This is a genomic window from Streptomyces sp. CB02056 (genome assembly GCF_001905545.1).
In the GTDB taxonomy this organism is placed as follows: Bacteria; Actinomycetota; Actinomycetes; order Streptomycetales; family Streptomycetaceae; genus Kitasatospora.
Map to the genome: position 1 here is coordinate 1 of NZ_LIPD01000019.1, position 19,119 is coordinate 19,119.

The 19,119-nt window shown below is 73.5% G+C and carries 17 protein-coding genes; 3 read left to right on the forward strand and 14 right to left on the reverse strand.

The genetic code is table 11. From position 1 onward, the window contains the following. The 12 genes from AMK13_RS35620 to AMK13_RS35675 form a co-directional block, all read right to left on the reverse strand. The coding region (locus AMK13_RS35620) for a condensation domain-containing protein (RefSeq protein WP_143204712.1) at nt 1-2,114 on the reverse strand (2,114 nt) is incomplete at its 3' end. Nucleotides 2,115-2,250: 136 nt separating this feature from the next. Next, complete coding sequence (locus tag AMK13_RS35625) at nt 2,251-2,451, reverse strand: MbtH family protein (RefSeq protein ID WP_049652209.1); 201 nt, start codon at nt 2,449-2,451, stop codon at nt 2,251-2,253. Between the two features lie 97 nt (nt 2,452-2,548). Then, a complete protein-coding gene (locus AMK13_RS35630) occupies nt 2,549-3,877 on the reverse strand; it encodes a glutamate synthase-related protein (RefSeq protein ID WP_074005719.1) in 1,329 nt (442 codons plus the stop codon). Continuing rightward, nucleotides 3,874-4,875: an asparagine synthetase A gene (locus AMK13_RS35635; protein WP_074005720.1), complete on the reverse strand. Its 1,002-nt coding sequence runs from the start codon at nt 4,873-4,875 to the stop codon at nt 3,874-3,876. Before AMK13_RS35635 ends, AMK13_RS35630 begins: the two co-directional genes overlap by 4 nt. A 62-nt stretch (nt 4,876-4,937) precedes the next feature. After that, nucleotides 4,938-6,233 carry a methylaspartate mutase gene (locus AMK13_RS35640; RefSeq protein ID WP_074005721.1) on the reverse strand — a complete coding sequence of 432 codons (1,296 nt, stop codon included), beginning with the start codon at nt 6,231-6,233 and terminating at the stop codon, nt 4,938-4,940. Further along, nucleotides 6,230-6,730 carry a cobalamin B12-binding domain-containing protein gene (locus AMK13_RS35645; protein WP_074005722.1) on the reverse strand — a complete coding sequence of 167 codons (501 nt, stop codon included), beginning with the start codon at nt 6,728-6,730 and terminating at the stop codon, nt 6,230-6,232. The genes AMK13_RS35640 and AMK13_RS35645 overlap by 4 nt, the downstream gene beginning before the upstream one ends. After that, nucleotides 6,727-7,497 (reverse strand): thioesterase II family protein, encoded by a 771-nt coding sequence (locus AMK13_RS35650; RefSeq protein ID WP_074005723.1) that lies wholly within the window; start codon nt 7,495-7,497, stop codon nt 6,727-6,729. The genes AMK13_RS35645 and AMK13_RS35650 overlap by 4 nt, the downstream gene beginning before the upstream one ends. After that, nucleotides 7,494-9,302 carry a non-ribosomal peptide synthetase gene (locus AMK13_RS35655; protein WP_074005724.1) on the reverse strand — a complete coding sequence of 603 codons (1,809 nt, stop codon included), beginning with the start codon at nt 9,300-9,302 and terminating at the stop codon, nt 7,494-7,496. Before AMK13_RS35655 ends, AMK13_RS35650 begins: the two co-directional genes overlap by 4 nt. Next, entirely contained in the window at nt 9,299-10,330 is a 1,032-nt protein-coding gene (locus AMK13_RS35660) for a TauD/TfdA family dioxygenase (RefSeq protein WP_074005725.1), read from the reverse strand. Before AMK13_RS35660 ends, AMK13_RS35655 begins: the two co-directional genes overlap by 4 nt. Nucleotides 10,331-11,155: 825 nt before the next feature. After that, complete coding sequence (locus tag AMK13_RS35665; RefSeq protein WP_049652217.1) at nt 11,156-11,557, reverse strand: pyridoxamine 5'-phosphate oxidase family protein; 402 nt, start codon at nt 11,555-11,557, stop codon at nt 11,156-11,158. A 61-nt stretch (nt 11,558-11,618) separates the two neighbouring features. Continuing rightward, nucleotides 11,619-12,248, reverse strand: a complete 630-nt coding sequence (locus AMK13_RS35670; protein ID WP_074005726.1) for an MBL fold metallo-hydrolase — start codon at nt 12,246-12,248, stop codon at nt 11,619-11,621. Beyond that, the gene (locus AMK13_RS35675; protein ID WP_074005727.1) at nt 12,245-13,330 is read right to left on the reverse strand and encodes an S-(hydroxymethyl)mycothiol dehydrogenase; all 1,086 of its coding nucleotides are present in this window, start codon (nt 13,328-13,330) and stop codon (nt 12,245-12,247) included. The genes AMK13_RS35670 and AMK13_RS35675 overlap by 4 nt, the downstream gene beginning before the upstream one ends. 654 nt (nt 13,331-13,984) lie before the next feature. Here AMK13_RS35675 and AMK13_RS35680 point away from each other — a divergent pair. The 3 genes from AMK13_RS35680 (at nt 13,985) to AMK13_RS35690 (ending at nt 16,809) form a co-directional block, all read left to right on the forward strand. Beyond that, a complete protein-coding gene (locus AMK13_RS35680) occupies nt 13,985-15,199 on the forward strand; it encodes a cytochrome P450 (RefSeq protein ID WP_049652220.1) in 1,215 nt (404 codons plus the stop codon). Further along, a complete protein-coding gene (locus tag AMK13_RS35685; RefSeq protein ID WP_074005728.1) occupies nt 15,196-15,453 on the forward strand; it encodes a ferredoxin in 258 nt (85 codons plus the stop codon). The genes AMK13_RS35680 and AMK13_RS35685 overlap by 4 nt, the downstream gene beginning before the upstream one ends. 165 nt (nt 15,454-15,618) lie before the next feature. Continuing rightward, complete coding sequence (locus AMK13_RS35690; protein ID WP_074005729.1) at nt 15,619-16,809, forward strand: MFS transporter; 1,191 nt, start codon at nt 15,619-15,621, stop codon at nt 16,807-16,809. A 77-nt stretch (nt 16,810-16,886) separates the two neighbouring features. Here AMK13_RS35690 and AMK13_RS35695 read toward each other — a convergent pair whose 3' ends face one another. Continuing rightward, nucleotides 16,887-17,816: a LysR family transcriptional regulator gene (locus tag AMK13_RS35695; RefSeq protein ID WP_107418952.1), complete on the reverse strand. Its 930-nt coding sequence runs from the start codon at nt 17,814-17,816 to the stop codon at nt 16,887-16,889. 9 nt (nt 17,817-17,825) lie between these two features. Continuing rightward, nucleotides 17,826-19,073, reverse strand: a complete 1,248-nt coding sequence (locus tag AMK13_RS35700) for an aminoglycoside phosphotransferase family protein (RefSeq protein WP_074005730.1) — start codon at nt 19,071-19,073, stop codon at nt 17,826-17,828. Nucleotides 19,074-19,119 lie beyond the last annotated feature (46 nt).

A 19,119-nucleotide genomic window follows, 5' to 3' on the forward strand; every position in this document is an offset into this window, starting at 1 on the left:
ACCACCGACGGCACCACCCCGACACCCGCCGCCGGCTCCCACTCCTCATCCACCCACACCACACACTCCGCGAGCCCCTCCACCGACCCCCGAAGCCCCGAACTCGACACCACCAGACCCACACCCGCCTCGGCCACCACCAACGCCGACCGCTCCCGCGGGAACTCCGGATCCAACAGCGTGTAACCACCACCCGCCTTCAACACACCCAACAACGCCACCACGAGATCCGCACCACGCCCCAGGCAGACCCCCACCAACCCACCCCGCACCAGACCGGACTCCACCAACCGCGCGGCCATCCGATCCGACAGAACATCCAACTCCCCGTACGACAACCGGCGATCACCATCCACCACCGCCACCGCACCCGGAGCCCGCACCACCTGCTCCCCGAACAACCCCGACACCGTCCCCGCCGGCACCGGACCCCCACCACCACCCCACCCCGACACGACCAACTCACGCTCGCCACCCACCAACACCTCAACCGACCCCACCGACCCGTCCGGATCCGCGACCATCGCGGCCAGCACCCGGCGCAGGCGCTCCGCGAAGGTGGTGACGGTGCCGTGGTCGAAGAGGTCGGCGGCGTAGCGCAGTTCGGCCCGGATGCCGGCCGGCCTGTTGGCGGCGTCGTGGTGCTCGGAGAAGCTCAGGTTGAGGTCGAACCGGGCCGGGGCAGCGACAGAGCACTCCGGCTCCACGACCAGGCCGGGGAGTTGGAGACTGCACTCGCTGTTGTTCTGCAGGACCAGCATCACCTGGAACAACGGATGGACCGACGCCGAGCGGACGGGGTTCAGCTCCTCCACCAGCCGCTCGAACGGCAGATCCTGGTGGGTGAACGCCGCCAGATCCGTATCCCGGACCCGGCCCAGCAACTCACCGAAGGTCGGCGCACCCGACACATCCGTCCGCAACACCAGCGTGTTCACGAAGAACCCGACCAGCTCGTCCAAGGCCTCGTCCGAACGCCCCGCCACCACCGTGCCGATCGGAATGTCCGTCCCCGCGCCCAGGCGCGACAACAGAGCCGCCAGGCCCGCGTGCAGCACCATGAACAGCGTCACGCCGTGCCGACGCGCCAACCCCTCCAACTCCGCGTGCAGCTCCGCGTCCAGCCCGAACTCCACCAGACCACCCGCACGCGAAGCCACCCCCGACCGAGGCCGATCCAACGGCAGCGCCACCTCCTGCGGCGCATCCCGCAACACCCCTGACCAGTAGGCGAGTTGCTGATCCAGGACCCCGCCCAACAGGCCCTGCTGCCACAACGTGTAATCCGCGTACTGCACCGGCAACGGCGACCACTCCGGAGCAACCCCCGCCAGGCGGGACCGATACGCCGACGCCACCCCCTCCCACAACGGCTCCATCGACCAACCGTCACTCGCGATGTGGTGCAAGGTCACCACCAGCACCGACTCACCCTCGGCGACCGTGAACAGCACCACCCGCAACGGCAGCCCGGTGGACAGGTTGAACGCGGCGAGGGCCTCGGCGGAGATCCGCTCCGCCAGCTCCTCCGCCGTGCACGGCTCGGCCCTGAACGGCACCTCGACGTCCCCCGCGGGCAGCACCACCTGGCGGGGCTGCCCGTCGACCGCCGGATAGACCGTCCGCAGCGCCTCGTGCCGCCCGACCACGTCACCGATCGCCCCGCTCAGCGCCTCGACGTCCACCGCCCCGTGCAGGCGGAACACGAACGGGCTGTTGTACGTCGCGGAAGCGCCCTCCAACTGGTCGAGGAACCACAGCCGCTGCTGCGCGAACGACAGCGGCAGCACCTCCGGACGCTCCCCCGCCACCAGCGCCGGACGCGCCGGACGCCCCTCCTTCAGCTTCTCCGCCACCCGGGCCACGGTCGGGTTCCGGAACAGGTCCCGGATGCCGAGCTCCGCGCCGAGCGTGCTGCGGATGCGGCTGATCAGCCGGGTCGCGATGACCGAATGGCCGCCCAGGGCGAAGAAGTTGTCATCGACTCCCACCGACGGCAGCCCGAGGACCTCGGCGAAGAGGCCGCACAGGAGCTGTTCCTGCGCCGACTCGGGAGCGCGACCGCCCTCGGCCGTGTCCTTCTGCCCGGTCGTCGGTTCCATCTGCTGAGCCATGACATCTCCCTCTGGTGCCTATCCGGCGGTGATCGATGCGCGTGACCGGCCGCCCCGGCCGGGTGCCTCGTCACCTGGCCGGGGCCGCACGCGGGTGTGCGAACGGAATGGAGGAAAAGGGATCCGGGACCGCGGGTCAGCCGACCGTCGTCGGGCGCGGCGCCAGGTCGGTCCAGTGCTGCTCGATGTACTCGAGGCAGGCCTGGCGGTCGTTCTCGCCGAAGGCCGTGGTCCAGCCGGCCGGGACCGCGAGCACGTTCGGCCACAGGGAGTGCTGGTTCTGGTCGTTGACCAGGACCAGGTAGCGGCCCTCGGCGTCCTCGAACGGGTTCGTCACAGCGGTTCTCCTTCTGTACGGAAGGTACGGAATGCACAGGACGTGCGGGATAAACGGATCGGACGTTCACGCAAGCGAAGGGGCGGCGCCCCGTGTCCTACGGGTGGAGGTACGGCCCGGCCGTTTCCGGGAGCCAGACGTCCTCCGGGTCCAGGGCGGCGGGCGTGTACTTGCCCAACGCGCTGATCAGCAGCCGTAGTTCGAAGGCGAGGCAGGCGACCAGCCGGGCGATCCCGTCCTGCGGGTCCTCGTCCGCCGCGAGCAGCGCCGCCCGGCCCAGCCCGACGGCGCGGGCGCCGAGCGCCAGGGCCTTCGCGGCCCGGGCGCCCTCCCACATCCGGCCCGAGGCCAGCAGGCAGTGCGACCGGGACGGCGGCCCCAGCCGGCGCAGGCACTCGCCCAGCGGCAGGCCCACCTGGTCGAGGAAGCTGCTGGGCGCCCAGCCGCTGCCGCCCTCGGCGCCGTCCACGGTCACCGAGTCCGCGCCGCTCGCCCAGGCCACGACCGCCGCCTCGTGGATGTCGCGCCCGGGCGGGAGCTTCACCCAGATCCGCGCGCGCGGATAGTTGTTGCGCATGAACCGGATCTGCTGGCGCAGGATCTCCGCCGTGAACGTGCCCGGGCTGCTGGACCGCAGTACCCGGTCGTCCTCGCCCTGCCCGTCGGCGAAGACGCTCTCGTCGGTGCTGTACCGATCCGCCAGCTGCGCCGCCACCTCGCGCTTCAGCACCGTCATCCCGCCGAGCCCGGGCTTGGCGCCCTGCCCCACCTTGAGTTCGAAGGCCAGGCGGCCGGACTCCAGCAGCGCCTTCGCGGCCGGGGCGCTGTAGATCTGGTTCCACACCTCGGCGTCCGCGTCCTCGGTGCTCTGCTGGAACGCCAACCCGCCCATGTCGTCCGGGAGTTCCTGCTCGTAGGCGCGCAGCCGGGCGAGCATGCTGTCGCCGGTGTCGGCGGAGGCGTCAGCGGAACCGCTGCCGGAGGCGCCGGCGAAGCCGTTGGTCGGCACCACGTTCTCGCCGATGACCAGCGGGATGCCCAGGCGTCCGGCCTGGCGGCTGGCCGCCAGGCCCAGTCCGGAGGAGGCGACCTGGGTGGAGCCGAAGGCCGACACGTACACCGGCAGCGCCGAGCGGAACCCGCCGATGTCGGTGGCGAGTTCGACGTCGCCGTAGAGCGGTTCGCGGGCCAGGTCGGTGAGCTTCTCCAGCCGCTGGGGCACGAAGACCGGCGGGACCAGGCGCATCGCGTCCAGCGCGTCCCCGCCGCGGGGCGCCGCCGTCCGCGGCTCGCCGCCCGTGCCGCCGGCGCCGAACAGCGTCAGGCCGTAGCCGTCCGTCGAGGGGAACGCGCGGGCGGCGCCCTCCCTGGCCCGGGACCGGATCGCGGCCTCCGGGAACCCCGGGGCGCTCAGCACCCCACTCACGGCGAGACCACCCCGGGGACCTTCGGGAACGGGGTGGCCTGCCAGACCGCGTCCAGCCCGGCGACGTAGCGGGTGAGCCGCTCGATGCCGATCCCGAAGCCGGCGCTGCCCGGGATGCCCTCGCGGACCATCTTCAGGTACCACTCGTACTTGGCCGGGTTCTCGCCGCTCTCCCGCATCCGGGCGATGATCCGCGCGTAGTCGAACTCCCGCTCGCTGCCGCTGATCAGTTCGCCGAAGCCCTCGGGGGCGATGAGGTCGAAGTTGCGCAGGACCTCCGGGCGCTGCGGGTCCTCGCGGTCGTAGAAGCCGCGTGAGCCCTTGGGGTAGTCGACGATGAAGAACGGCGCGTCGGACTTGTGCGAGAGCAGGCCCTCGCCCTGCCAGTCGATCTCCGCGTCGTGGTTCTGCTCGTGGCCCAGCCGTGCCAGCTCGGCCATCGCCTCGCCGTGGCTGATCCGCTCGAAGGGGGTGTCGCGGGTGAGCAGCGGGGTGAAGGCGTCCGCGTCGCGGCCCAGGGCGTCCAGGTCGTCGCCCAGCGTCCGCACCACGCGCTCGACCGCCGCGGTCACGATGGACTGCGCCACCCCCATCGCGTCCTGCTGGGTGGCGCCGGCGATCTCCACGTCGAACTGGTGGAACTCCGCCAGGTGGCGGCCGATGTTCGCGGTCTCCAGGGGTTCGAGCCGGACGTTCGGCGCGACGTAGAACACCTTGTCGAAGGCGAGCAGCGACGCCTGCTTGTAGAGGATCGCGCTGGTCATCAGCTTGTAGCGGTGGCCGTAGAAGTCGACGTCCACCTGCTTGGCGCCCCGGCCGCCCGGGTCCGTCACCGGTCCGATGATCGGCGGCAGCAGCTCCACGAACCCCTCGCCGAGGAGTAGTTCGCGGCCCGCCTGGACGATCTGGTTCTGGATCCGCAGCACGGACCGGGTCACGGGGTTCTTGAGGTGGTCCGGCAGTGCACCGGGCCGTGCAGACTCGAACTCGCTGGTCAAGGGGTCTCTTCCTTCGGTTCTCTGGTCCTGCGGTCTCTGGTTCTGCGGTTGTGGCAGGGGGTTCAGCCGGGGATCCCGGGGAGCCGGTCCAGCGTGGTGGCGGCGCGCTCGTCGAACGACCGCGCGACGTGGGACAGGGCCCGGAGCAGGTCCGAGGCGCTCATCGAGCGGTCGCCGGCGGATCGCCCGGACGGCCGGACGGGCAGGGCGCCGGTGTGCGACCAGCGCAGCCGCCCGTCGGACTCGATGTAGCTCCTGGCCCGCCCGGCGTTGTCCGGGTGCAGGCAGTACGGGACGTCCAGCAGCCCCCGGGCGAACGCCTCCACCAGGGCGGCGCCCACGTCCGTGTTCAGGCCGAGGACGGTGTCCACGAGCGCGGTCGCCTCGTCCAGGACCTCGCTGCCCGCCCCGGTGTCGGCCGGCGCCGATCCGCCCGCGTTCTGCGCGGCGAGCGCCGCGATCTCCAGGGCCTCGACGTTCTCCCGGACGGTGGGGATGCGGTGCGCCTCGGCCGCCGTCTTGACGATGAGCCGCTCCGCCCCGGTGCGGACCGCCAGCTCGGCGGCCTGCTCGAGCAGCAGCAGGGCACCGGAGCGGGTGCCGGGGTAGACCCCCATGTAGTTGTAGATCACGATGTGGCGGTCGACGTCCGGCAGCAGCGCGTCGGCGAGCCGGCGCAGGGCCAGCACCGCCTCCCGGTCCTGCTCGGCGTTGGTCTGCTGCGCGTAGCTCAGCGAGATGCTGCGCAGTCCGTGCTGGCGGAAGAACACGCCTTCCAGGACGCTGATCGCCACCAGCAGGCTGGGCGGGCAGAGCTGGCCGAGCATGCAGCCGCCGAAGGTCTCGACGTGCGGTTCGACCTCGCCGTCGCGGGCCCGGACCATCAGCTCGCAGGACCGTTCCCAGTTCCGCACCGCCTCGCGCAGCGGCAGGCGGCCGTACGGCAGGCAGTAGGAGACCGGGCCGCCTTCGGTGGTGTCGAGCCCCGCTTCCAGCGAGGCGGCGATGATGCCGTAGGGGCTGGCCGAGCCGTGCCGCACCTGGACCGGGAAGTCGCGCTCGCGCACGCCTTCCAGCACCCCCCGGTTGGTCGCCGGGGGGTGGGTCCTGATCGGGTACCCGTTGAGGTCGCCGCCACCGTCGACGGCCCGCCGGGCGTCGGCGAGCTTGCCGAGCCGGGTGTAGCTGTCGAGGGTGATCGTGCCGACCGTGGTGGCGTTGGCCGCCTTGACGGCGACCAGCCCCTCCCGCATGGCCAGCGGGTCGCCGAAGCCCATCCGCGGCTGCACCACCAGGTTGCCCCGGGCGTGCGACCGTCGGACGAAGTCGGCGAACGCGTTGGCCGGCGCGTCGTTCATGGCGTGGGGGCGGCGCGGAGCTCCTCCAGGACGCGGCCGGTCCGCCCCGCCTTCACGGCGCCGAGGGCGGAGACGTACCGCTCGAACTCCGGCAGTCCGGCCGACTCGTGGAAGACCGCGGAGAACCCGGCGTCCAGCAGCCGGCGCGTCATGGACTCGCCGCCCCCGCCGCCCGCCCCGGCCTGCAACTGCCGGCCGGTGCCGAGCTTCCCGCCGATGACGATCGGCGTGTCGGCGAGCTCCGGGACGGCGCGCAGCTCCGCGACGGCGGACAGCCCGTCGCTCTCGCCGTGGCCGTTGACGCTGCTGAGCACGATGAGGTCGGGGGCCTCGCGCCGGCACTCCGCCGCCAGTTCCGCGCCCGGCAGGCACGGGCCGAGGTTGCGCACCCGGTGTCCCCAGTCCTCCAGTTGGAGCTGGAGGAAGACGAGGTTCCAGGTGTGGGAGTCCGACTCGGTGCCGCTGACGATCACGTCGAGGGTGGCGTCGGTGCTCACCGCCGGCTCCTCTCGCTCGGGTCGAGGGCGGCGATCCTGGAGGGCAGGGTCTTCCAGACCTCCGGGGTGTAGAAGTGCCCGCCGGGAAGGACGTCGTGGCGGTACTCGCCCAGGGCCAGCGCGCGCCACTGCTCGCCCGCGTTGGCCTCGATGACGTCGTCGTCGGCGCCCGAGAGCATCTGCACCGGCATGCTGACGGTGGCGCCCTCGGTGTACCGGAAGGTGTCCCGGACCCGGATGTCGGCGCGCATCAACTCGACGGCCATCTCCTGGAGTTCTGGGTCCTCCAGGACGTGCGCCGGCATCAGGCCGTGGGTCTTCATCCAGAGCAGCAGGCCGTCGTCGTCGTCCTGCTGGGACGGGAACATGTCGCGGGGCGTCAGCCCGCGGGCGGGCGCGTTGGCCGAGGAGACGACCAGGTTCAGCGGCAGCGGCCCGCCGCTGCTCTCGATCCGCGCGGCGACGTCGAAGGCCATCCAGCCGCCCATGCTGTGCCCGAAGAGCACGTACGGGCCGTCGACGGCGGAGAGCACGGCCGCGGTGGCGTCCTGGGCCAGCTCCTCCCAGTCGGTGGCGAAGTCCTCCAGGAACCTGCCCTCCCGGCCCGGGTAGCAGATCGCCGACAGGGCGATGTCGGCCGGGACGGCGTCGCCCCACAGGTGGTAGGAGGCCGTCCCGCCGCCGCAGAAGCCCAGGCAGATCAGCGTCAGCGCGGCTCCCTCCGGGCGCCGGATGCTGATGACGGTGGTGTCCTGTGCGGTGTTCACTTGCCCTCCGTCCGACGGGACTCCACGAAGGCCGCCAGCCCGCGCAGTTCGGGGTGCTGGTAGACCTCCTTCGTGGACACGGTGATGCCGAACTGCTTCTTCAGCCGGCCGATGACGCGCAGTGCGATGAGCGAGTGGCCGCCCAGCGAGAAGAAGTTGTCGGTGGGACTGATCCGCGGCCGGCCGAGCACCTCGGACCACACGCCGGCGATCAGGGTCTCGAGCTCGCCCTGCGGCTCGTCCCCCGCCTCCTGTCCGCCGTCGGCCCACAGGGCCTCGTCCACGGCGGGCAGGGCCCGGTGGTCCACCTTGCCGTTCACGCTCAGCGGCATGGCCTCCAGCGTGACGAAGGCCGACGGGACCATGAACGACGGCAGCAGGCCGCCCAGGTGCTCCTGGAGCTCCCGGGTGTGCGGGGCGCTCCCGCCCTCCGGGACGACGTACCCGGCCAGCTGGTCGCCGGCGGTCGCGGTGCCGTGCAGGACGACGGCGGCGGTCCTGACCCCCGGGTGCGCGGCGAGCGCGGCCTCGATCTCGCCCAGTTCCACCCGGTAGCCGCGGATCTTGATCTGCCGGTCGACCCGGCCGAGGTAGTCGATGGCGCCGTCCGGGCGCAGCCGCACCCGGTCGCCGGTGCGGTACATCCGGCGGCCGGTGCCGGTCGGGTCGGCGACGAACCGCTGCGCGGTCAGCGCGGGCCGGCCGACGTAGCCGGTGGTCACGGAGGGCCCGGCCAGGTAGAGCTCGCCCGGCTCGCCGACGGGCGCGGCGCGCAGGTGCTCGTCGAGCACGTGGGCGGTGAACCCGGGCAGCGGGAGGCCGATGTGCGGGCCCTCGCCGGTGATCCAGCCCGCGGTGGCGTCCACCGTGCACTCGGTGGGGCCGTACAGGTTGATCGCCTCGACCGTCCCGGCGGCGCGGGCCTCGCCCAGTTCCCGCCAGACCTCGGCCGGCACCGGCTCGCCGCCCATGAACAGCCGCAGCACGCGGCCGTCGGCGGTGGGGGCGAGGAGGGCCTCGCGCAGCACCTCCCAGTGCGAGGGCGTCAGGTCCAGGTCGTCGACGGCGTGCTCGTCGAGCAGGGCGCGCAGCACGGCCGGGTCGGTGCGCTCGTTCTCGCCGATCACCACGATGCTGTCGCCCCGGCAGATCCGGGCCCACTGCTGGACGGAGGCGTCGAAGGAGATGCTCGCGTTCCAGGCCACCACGCGCGGCCGGTCGGCGTAGAAGCCGGCGTCCTCGAGGTCCGCGGCGAGCGCGGCCACGCCGCCCCGGGTGGCCTCGACGCCCTTGGGCGTCCCGGTCGAGCCGGAGGTGAAGATCACGTACGCCGGGTCGGCCGGGGCGGCCTGTGCCGCCGGCGTGTCCGCGGTCGGCGCGGCGAGGGCGTCCGCGAGGGTGAGGACGTCGACTCCGGCGGGCCAGGCGGGACCGTTGCCGGGCTCCGCCAGGACGGTCCGCAGGCCGGCGCTCGTCACCATGTGGGTGAGGCGCTCCTGCGGGTAGGCCGGGTCCAGCGGCACGTAGGCGGCGCCGATCCGCCACACGGCGAGCAGGGCGACGACGAGGTCCGCGCCGCGGTGCATGCTGACGCCGACCCGGGCGCCGCGGCCGAGCCCGCGCTCGGCCAGCCGCCCGGCCAACTGCCGTACGTCCTGGTCGAGTTCGGAGAAGGTCAGGGTGCGGTCGGTCCCGCGTACGGCCATCCGGTCCGGGGTCGATTCGACCGCCCGCCGGAAGCGGACCATCGGGTCGACGGGTGCGGTCCGGGCCGCCGGGGCCAGGGGCTCCTCGGTGATGCTCACGCGGCACCGCCGGTCTCCGCCGAGGCCGCCACGGTGGGCCGGCAGTCGTCGAGCTCGACGGGGTTGCCCATCGCGACGACGATCTTCCGGTCGCCCCGGAACGGGTCGCGGCCGTGCGCCGTGAGCACGTTGTCGACGAGCATGACGTCGCCCGGTTGCCAGGCCTGACGCACCGTGGCCTCGGCGTAGGCGGTGTTGATGAGCTCGAGCTCGTCCCGGGTCAGGGGCTTCCCGTCGGCCACGCCGGTTTCGAACGGCAGGCCGTCCGCGCCGAATTCGTCCAGGAGCGTCTCGCGGAGTTCCTCGTCCAATGACCAGGAATTCCAGAAGGCCATGTGGTTGAACCAGACCTCCTCATCGGTGGCCGGGTGCCGGACGATACCGGGCCGCCGCTGCACCGTTTTCAGATTTCCCTCGCCGTCCCAGCGGCAGGAGATCAGGTTCTCCGCGCAGTACTGCTCGACGTCCTCGCGGCGCTCGGTCGCGAATGCCTTTTCCCAGCTCACGGAGATGTGTTCGGAGTAGCTCCGGTGCAGGGTCCAGCCGTGGGAGCGAATGCGCTCGACCAGGGGGGCGGGCAGGTGCCGCAGGACCTCCCGGCAATCCGCCACCGGCGTCGCCCCGCCTTCCTCGGGGGCGATGAGGCAGGCGAACATCAGGAGCCCGGGGAAAGTCAGGGTGTAGCTGTTCTCGTTGTGCATCCGGATCGACTGGGCCGGCGGCAGGTCGGTGGACGAGTAGACGTCGTTGCCGAAGCTGCTGCGCGGCGTCGCCTTCTCCCGGTAGGGCGTCCGCTGCGGGATGAGGACGTCCCGGACGAGCGCGAAGTCCTCGACGGAGGCGACCGGGAGGCCGCGCAGGTACAGCGCGCCGTACCTTTGAAGCGCGGTACGGAGGTCGGGCAGGAGCGCGTTCAGCCACGCGCAGGCCGCTTCGGCGCCTTCGAATCGAGGGACGACCAGGGTCGCCGGCTTGCCCTCCTCGACGGTCCATTCCAGTTCTTGTGGCGCGGTGCTTGCAGAAGACATGACTCGATGCACCTTCCTCATGACGGAGCGCCACGGCGTGGTTCCGTGGTCACCCCGGGGCAAGTTGAATCGTGATCAGAACCTCTGACCCGAGAACACGGTCATCGACCCGCGGGGGGTCGTCGTGCCGGGTCGCCAGGGAATTCGCGCGGCCCGGTTCAAGGGCCGACATCAGGACGGTTCGGCGGGGTGTCGCTGTTCTCCGCCACCGGCGGCAGTGAATGGGCAGCCCAAGAGGCCGGCTCCGCAACGCCCGAAAAGGCGTCGACGAGCCGCTACCCGGGACCGTCAGGCCACCCCTGGCCGCACGTGCGGACTACCGGTACCGTAGCTCCGACCGGAGAACGTCGGGCTGCCGTCCGGCACACCCGCACACCGATCCATTCCCCCCTCCCGAGTGCTCACATTCAGGTGCGGCGGAATCGCGCACCCGGTGTCGTTCCCCCGAGCTGCCGAGGCGGGTGCAGTACTCCCCCATCGCCTCGCATTGACCGTGCACCGCCAATCAGATCACACCAATGCGCCGCCGTGGAAGAAGTAGCAGAGGCAAGTTCGGAATCTTTAATGTCACATTCACGTCACCGACAGTGACGATTCCCTCACCGTATGGGGCACTTCCCGTGCTGAGGACGACGGGACACCGCCGTCGCCCGTCCGGCAACGGCGGCAACACCGGTACCAGAAGCCGGAGTTCCGCTTCCGGAACAGCGGCGCCCGGGCCGCCCTCCGGAGCGGACACGCTCGGGCCCGCTCCGGAGCAGGCGCGCTCGGGCCCGTCCTCCGGAGCAGCGGCCGGCCCGGGCCCGTTCCTCCCGGCCGGCGCGCTCAGGCCCGCCCGAGGACGCGGTCGACGGCGATCTCGATGACCACCCGGTCCGGGTTGACCCGCGGCTCGCGGTAGCGCTCGGCGTACCGGCGCTCCGCCTCGGCGACCTGCTCGGGCTCCTCGCGGACGACCGCCACGCCCTCCAGCGTCGACCAGCGGGCCCCTGCGACCTGGCAGACCGCGACGCGCAGGCCCTCGGGCCCGGCCTCGGCGACGTTGCGGGCCTTGCGGCTGGTGCGGCTGGTGATCACCCGGGCGGTCCCCGTCTCCGGCTGGTACGTCACACCGACCGGCACCACGTGCGGCGTGCCGTCCGGGCGGGTGGTGGTCAGCGTGGAGATGTGCCGTTCCCGCCAGAAGGCGAGGAAGGATTCGTCGAGGTCGCGCGGGTCGTGGGCCATGCCCGCGATCGTACGGGCCCCGGGGAACGGTCGTTCCCCGGGGGCCGTGCGGGCAGCGGCGTCAGTGCCCGCGCGCGATCCACTCCGGCAGGGCCGGGGCCTCGGCGCCGATGGTGGTCGGGTCGCCGTGGCCGGTGCGCACCACGGTCTCGGCCGGGAGCGTCAGCAGCCGCTCGCGGATCGAGTCGACGATCGTCGGGAAGTGCGAGAACGACCGGCCGGTGGCACCGGGACCGCCCTGGAACAGGGTGTCGCCGGTGAAGACGGTGCCCAGCGCGGGCGCGTACAGGCAGACCGCGCCCGGCGCGTGGCCCGGGGTGTGCAGCACCGTCAGCTCGGTGCCCGCCACCTCGATCCGCTGGCCGTCGGCCAGTTCGCCGTCCGGCAGCCGCTCGGGGTGGATGAGCTTCCACAGCGGCAGGTCGTCCGGGTGCAGCAGGATCGGCGCACCGGTGCGGTCGGCGAGGGCCGGGGCCGCGTCGATGTGGTCGTTGTGCGCGTGGGTGGAGACGATCGCCAGCAGCCGGCGCCCGCCGAGCGCGGCCTCGATGGCCTCGGCGTCGTGCGCGGCGTCGATCACCACCGCCTCCTCGTCGTTCCCGACGATCCAGACGTTGTTCTCCACCTCCCAGCTGCCGCCGTCGAGTTCGAAGGTCCCGGCGGTCACCAGCCGGTCGATCCGCGCGGTCACAGGATCACCACCGAACGGAGGACGTCGCCCTGGTGCATGCGCTCGAAGGCCTGCTCCACGGCGTCCAGCCCGATGGTCTCGGTGACGAAGGCGCCGAGGTCCAGGCGGCCCTGGAGGTAGAGGTCGACGAGCATCGGGAAGTCCCGCGAGGGCAGGCAGTCGCCGTACCAGGAGGACTTCAGCGCGCCGCCGCGGCCGAAGACGTCGAGCAGCGGCAGCTCCAGCGTCATCTCCGGGGTCGGCACACCGACCAGGACGACGGTGCCGGCCAGGTCGCGGGCGTAGAAGGCCTGCTTGTACGTCTCCGGGCGGCCGACCGCCTCGACCACCACGTCCGCGCCGTTGCCGCCGGTCAGCTCGCGGATCGCCTCGACCGCGTCGGTGGTGCGGGAGTTGACGGTGTGGGTGGCGCCCAGCTTGCGGGCGGTCTCCAGCTTGCGGTCGTCGATGTCGACGGCGATGATCTTCGCCGCGCCCGCCAGCCGGGAGCCCATCACGGCCGCGCCGCCGACGCCGCCGCAGCCGATGACCGCGACCGAGTCGCCCCGGCCGACGTTGCCGGTGTTGATCGCGGCGCCGAGGCCCGCCATCACGCCGCAGCCCAGCAGGCCCGCGACAGCCGGCTCGGCCGCCGGGTCCACCTTGGTGCACTGGCCGGCCGCGACCAGGGTCTTCTCGGCGAACGCGCCGATGCCCAGCGCCGGGGACAGCTCGGTGCCGTCCAGCAGCGTCATCCGCTGCTTGGCGTTGTGGGTGTTGAAGCAGTACTGCGGGCGGCCCCGCTTGCACGCGCGACACTGGCCGCACACCGCGCGCCAGTTGAGGACCACGAAGTCACCGGGCTCGACCTCGGTGACGCCCTCGCCGACCGACTCCACGATGCCCGCGGCCTCGTGGCCGAGCAGGAACGGGAACTCGTCGTTGATGCCGCCCTCCCGGTAGTGGAGGTCGGTGTGGCAGACGCCGCACGCCTGGATCCGGACCACCGCCTCACCCGGGCCAGGGTCCGGCACCACGATCGTGGCCACCTCCACGGGCGCGCCCTTGGCGCGCGCGATGACTGCCTTGACCTGCTGGGGCATCCGATTCCACCTCCGTCTGCCGGTGCGGCTCTGCACCGGTCTGACCTGCGACAAACGACTGCAAGACGAACTGCCCACGAAGCGTATCGCCCACCCGGCCGCCCACCGGCGGAGCGCCCGGGGCGATCCTCCGCGGCACGGTGTGCTAGGGACCCGCCCCACCCGCCGACGGCCTGTCCGCCGGCGTGGAAGCGGCTCACGACCTCTCCGGTGGCACGTGCCGGCCGGGTATCCGCCGGGGGCCCGGCGACAGTCCGGCGCGGCCGTGGCGGTGGGGGCGCACAGGTGGCACTGAGCGCCCGTCCGTGCGCCTCGAAGTGCCCGGAAAGCACCGGCGTTGGCTGGAAGTGCCGCAGACGGGCGCCCCGCCAGCCACGTACGGTCGTAGCTGAGACGGTCCAAGCGACCACGCTCAGCACACCCGCCCCACCCGTCGGCGCGTGACCCTGCGCCGGCCGCGCCGGATGCGTACCGACCGTGCGCCGCCGCACATTTCGCGCCAGACCCCCGCAATTCCCCCCGTAGGAGCCCGACCGAACCCCGGCCCGTGTCGAGCCGCCAGCCGGCCGCATCACCCGTCCCCCGCACCATCCCCGGATTCACCCCCCGTCGGGTCGCGCCCCGCGGCCCACCGTCCTGGAGTCTGGAGTACGGATGTCCACCGAGAACAGTGCGACCAGCGCCGGCACCGCCCCGCTCCCCCCGCTGCACTGCATGCGCCGGCTCGAACCCGGCCCGCCCCGCCTCGCCGCGCTGCCCACCGGCACGCCGGTCTGGCTGGTCAGCCGGCACGCCGACGTGCGCCAGGTGCTGACCGACCCGCGGCTGGGCCGCGCCCCGCTCTACGCGCCGGACGCCCCGCCGGTCACGGTCACGCCCAACATCCTGGACGATCCCCAGAGCATGCTGAACATCGACGGCACCGAGCACCAGCGGCTGCGCCGCACCGTGCAGCGGGCCTTCACCCCGCGCGCGATCGAGCGCTGGCGGCCGTGGGTGGCCTCGGCCGTCGAGTCGCTGATCGACGAGCTGATCGACCACGGCTCCCCCGCCGACATCATCGCGGGCTACTCCCGCCCGCTGCCGGTCGCGGTGATCAGCCGGCTGATGAACCTGGACAACCTGGACAGCAAGCGGCTCGCGCACTGGAGCGACCACGCGCTCTCCGCCACCGCCTACAGCGCCGAGGCGATCGCCACCGCGATGACCGAGTTCGCCGCCTTCGGCTCCGAGGTGATCGCCCAGCGCCGGGCCGCCCCCGGCGAGGACCTGGTCAGCGGCCTGCTCGCGGCCGCCGCCGAGGACGGCTCGATCACCGAGGGCCAGCTGGTCGCGCTGGTCATCGGCCTGGTCGTGGCCGGCCACGAGACCACCATGACCAGCCTCGGCAACGCCCTGGTCTACCTGCTCCAGGACGACCGCGAGGCCTGGCAGCGGCTCGCCTCCGACGAGGCCAGCGCCGTCGCCGCGACCGAGCAGCTGCTGCGCGCCGTCCCGCTCGGCGACCCCCAGGAGCACCTGCCCGGGCTGATGCGCCGCACCGTCGAGGACGTCGAGATCGGCGGCGTGGTCATCCCGGCCGGCAGCGTGGTCGCCGCCGACGCGGCCGCCGCCAACCACGACCCGGAGATCTTCACCGGGGACCTGCGCACCGAGCTGTTCTCCCCGCTGGCCGCTCCCACCCTCACCTTCGGCGCCGGACCGCACCACTGCCTGGGCGCCTGGCTGGCCCGGATGGAGCTGGAACTCGCCCTGCACCGGCTGGCCCGCCGGCTGCCCGCGCTGCGGCTGGCCGACCCGGTCGAGCGGATCGACTGGCGGCGCGGCCTGCTCACCCGCAGCCCGAACTCCCTGCGGGTGGTCTGGTGACGGGCCGCGCGGACACCGATCCGGTGCTCGTCCGGGTCGACCGGGACCGCTGCATCGGCTCCGGGATGTGCGCCCTCAGCGCCCCCGACTCGCTGGCCCTCGGCGCCGACGGACTGGCCGCGCCGCTGGCCGGGTACGCGGACGGCGGCGCTGAGTTGACGGACGGGCTGAGCGAGGCCGTGGACTACTGCCCGGTCGAGGCGCTCAGCCTCCACTCGGCGCGCGGCGGCTACCGGATCGCTCCGGCGGAGTGACCCGGCGCCGGTGGCGCCCGACCGCGGTCGTTCGCGGCGGGCGCCGCCGGCGCGCTTCCCGAAGCCGCCGGGCCTTCCCGGCACTGTCAACCGATTAGCCGGGCTCATGGGTCGATGAGCTTATCGATCTTGTTCGGCCCCTCCGCCCGCTGGTGGGCTGGCCCTATGACAAACGCCGAAGCCCCCGCCCCACCAGCCGCCCCACCCACCGCGCACCGCTGGCCCCCGGTCCTCGCCGTCGCACTCGCCACCTTCACCGTGGTGTCCTCCGAGATGATGCCGGTCGGCCTGCTCACCCCGATGTCCCACAGCCTCGGGGTCACCGACGGGGTCACCGGCCTCTCCCTCACCATCACCGGCCTAATCGCCGCCGCCCTCTCCCCCTTCGCCCCGCTGCTCGTCGGCGCGCGCGACCGCCGGACCGTCCTGGTCGCCTTCATGCTGCTGCTCGGCCTGGCCGACGCGGTCACCGCGCTGGCGCCGGACTTCGCGGTGCTGGCCGTCGGCCGCGTCCTGCTCGGCGCCGCCATGGGCATCGTCTGGGGCCTCGCCACGAGCGTCGGTCCGCGCCTCGCCGACGGCCCGCGCCTCGCGCTCACCATGACGCTGATCTTCTCCGGCGTCTCCATCGCCTCGGTCCTCGGCGTCCCGCTGGGCACCTACCTGGCCGCGCTGCTCGACTGGCGCGCCGCGTTCTGGGCGCTCGCCCTGCTCGGCGCCGCCTCCGCCGCCGTCCTCGCCGCCACCCTGCCCGCGCTGCCCGTGCACGAGCGCGGACGGCTCGGCGGACTGGCCGGCGCCCTGCGCCACCGGGGCGTCGCCGCCGGGATCGCGATCACCGCCTTCGTCGTGCTCGGACACTTCGCCGGCTACACCTACATCCGCCCGGTCCTCGAAGCCGACGCGGGCCTGAGCAGCGGCGTGATCGCCGCCTGCCTGCTGGTGTACGGACTCGCGGGCGTCGCCGGGAACTTCACCCTCGGCCCGCTGTCCGGGCGCCGCCCGAAGACCGCCGTCGCCCTCGCCCTGGCCGGGGTCGCCCTGGCCGCCGCCCTGCTCGCGTACACCGGCGGCGTCGTCACCGTCCTGCTCGTCCTGGTCGTCTGGGGCGCCTCGTACGGCGGGGTGTCGGTCTCCACCCAGGCCTGGGTCCGCACCGCCGACCCGGCCCGGATCGAGGCCTCGGCGGCGGTCTGGGCGGGCGTGTTCAACGCGGGCATCGCGCTCGGCTCCTTCGCCGGCGGACTGGTCGTCGACCGGGCCGGGAACCGCGCCGTCCTGCTCACCGCGGCCGGGCTGGCGGCCGTCGGACTGCTGATCGCCCTGCTCTCCCGGCCCGACGACCGGCGGCCCTGACGGCGGCCCGATCACCGGCCCGGCCCGATCACCGACCCGGCCCGCGGCCCGACCGGCCCGTCTGATTCCCCGCGGGCTCAGTCGAGGAGCCCAGCCAGCAGCTCGACGAACCCGGCCGCCAGCCGGTGCGGCCGCCGCTCGTGCTGGACCACCTCCAGCGCCGTCGGCTCCAGCCCGGGCACCGGCAGGAAGCGGATGTCCGGCCGCCGGACGTACGCCGTGCTGCGCTCGCACAGCAGCAGCCCCTGACGGGTGCCAGCCACCATCGACAGGCCCTCCTGGATGGTGACCGCACCCGCCGGGTAGGCCAGCTCCCGCCCGCCCGGCGTCCGCCGGGGTGCCTGCGCCCACCGCCAGTACTCGGGCGCCGGGCCGCGCGGCTCGATCAGCGGAACCCCGGCCAGCTCCTCCGCGCCCACCCCGTCCGCGCCGTCCGCCCCGCCGAGGCGCCGCTCGGCGGAGACCGCCAGGTACACCGGCTGGCGGGAGAACTCCATCAGCACGTCCAGTCCCGGCTCCCGGCACGGGGCGAGCACGATCGCCAGGTCCACCTCGCCCCGGGCGAGGTGCGAGAACGGGTCCGCCCACGGCAGTTCGACCAGCTGCACCGTGCCCTCCGGCAGGCGCGCGAGCACCCGGGCGACCGGCTCGTACACCGCGCACTGGAAGCCCAGCCGCAGCGGCCGCGCGGTGGCCGCGGCGGCCCGGGCCGCGTCGTAGCCCTCCCGGAGCCGCTCGAAGGCGGGCACCACCTGCTCGGCCAGCGCCCGCCCCAGCTCGGTCAACTCGACCCGGCGGCTGGTCCGTTGGAACACCGGTGCGCCGACCCTGCTCTCCAGGCGCTTGATCAGCTGGGAGACCCGCCCCTGCGAGACGCCGAGGCGCTCCGCCGTCCGCCCGAAGTGCAACTGGTGGACGAGGACCGCGAAGCACTCCAGCTCCTGCAGCGGCAGCTCGGGCAGGACGGGAGTCCCGGAGGCTCCGGGGGCCGGCGTCGGTCGTTCCACCTCGGCAGTCTACGCGGGCCGACCGGCCGCTCCGCAGGCCAACAGGGCGCGCAGCTCGGCGGCCGGGTCGCCCTCGTGGTAGGGGCGTTCGCTCTGCTCGATGTGGTCCAGGAACTCCTGGTACCGCAGGGCGTAGGACAGGTGGTAGAGCGGCTCGGCGAGTTCGAGGGCGCGCCCCGGGTCGGAGCCGGCGGCGTGGCGCTGCCAGGCCTCCGTCCAGACCCGGACGTGGTGCTGCCAGGCCTCCTCGCCGAGGTAGGCACGCGGGCGCAGCCCGTCCAGGGCGGGGTGGCCGAGGCAGGAGTCGGCGTAGTCGACGACCACCGTGCCGGCGCCGTCGGAGCGCCAGTTGCCGGGGTGGAAGTCGCCGTGCAGCAGCGTCTCCGGCAGGCCGCAGTCGGCGAGCCGGTCCAGCAGCCCGGGCAGGTCGGCGGCGAACGCGGCCAGCCGGTCCAGCTCCTCGGGCGTCAGGTCGGTCTCCCCGGCGAACCGGTCCGACAGGGCCGCCAGCTGGGCCGCCAGGGCGCGCGGGGTGCGGTCGCGCAGGGCGGCCAGGTCGGCCGGGCGGTCGGCGAGCGCGGCCTGGGCGGCGACGAGGCGGGGGACGACGTCGGCCACCGTCCCGGCGGAGGGGCTCCAGCAGTCCTCGCCGGGGACGTGGTCGAGCAGCAGCCGGCCGGCGGAGGGGTCGGCGGCGAGGACGGTCGGCACGAGCCCGCGGTCCGCGCCGCCGAGCAGCGCGATGACCTCGCCCTCGTGGGCGTTGAACGCGGGCGTCGTGGTCTTCAGCCAGGCGTCGGCGCCGGTGGCGGTGGGGAGGCGGAACAGGCCGGAGAGGTTCCAGGTCCGGATCTGCCGCGCGGGCCCGGCCGACGGACGGCCGACGGCGGCGAGCCGTGCCTCCGCCCAGTCCAGCGCCTCCCGCAGGCCGTCGGGCGTGGCCCAGGCGGCGCGGCGCTCGGCGGGGCCGAGCAGCGCTGCCGTCCCGTCGTCCGGGGCACCGGCCGTGAGGGCGGTCGGCCGGCGCAGCGCCTCGGCGTGGTAGCGGACCCGCCCGCCGTGGCCCGGGTCCTCGCTCCGGCCTTCGACCAGGCGAGCCACCAGCACCGGCACCCCGGCCGCCTCGGTCGCCCGCGCGACCACCCCGTCCACCGAGGACCACCAGCCGACCTCCACCTCGAACGGGCCCAACTGCCCGAAGTGCTCGTCGCCGTAGGTGAGATCGACCGTCACGGTCCGGTTGCTCGCTCGCTGCATCGGAGCAGCTTCGCCCACCGGAGCGGCTCGGCGCGAACGAATTTCC

Coding starts and splice junctions, on each gene's coding strand:
- AMK13_RS35680 (WP_049652220.1), top strand. CDS start 13,985: ATGTCCACCGAGAACAGTGCGACCAGCGCCGGCACCGCCCCGCTCCCC.
- AMK13_RS35640 (WP_074005721.1), bottom strand. CDS start 6,233: ATGAACGACGCGCCGGCCAACGCGTTCGCCGACTTCGTCCGACGGTCG.
- AMK13_RS35660 (WP_074005725.1), bottom strand. CDS start 10,330: ATGTCTTCTGCAAGCACCGCGCCACAAGAACTGGAATGGACCGTCGAG.
- AMK13_RS35700 (WP_074005730.1), bottom strand. CDS start 19,073: ATGCAGCGAGCGAGCAACCGGACCGTGACGGTCGATCTCACCTACGGC.
- AMK13_RS35690 (WP_074005729.1), top strand. CDS start 15,619: ATGACAAACGCCGAAGCCCCCGCCCCACCAGCCGCCCCACCCACCGCG.
- AMK13_RS35675 (WP_074005727.1), bottom strand. CDS start 13,330: ATGCCCCAGCAGGTCAAGGCAGTCATCGCGCGCGCCAAGGGCGCGCCC.
- AMK13_RS35665 (WP_049652217.1), bottom strand. CDS start 11,557: ATGGCCCACGACCCGCGCGACCTCGACGAATCCTTCCTCGCCTTCTGG.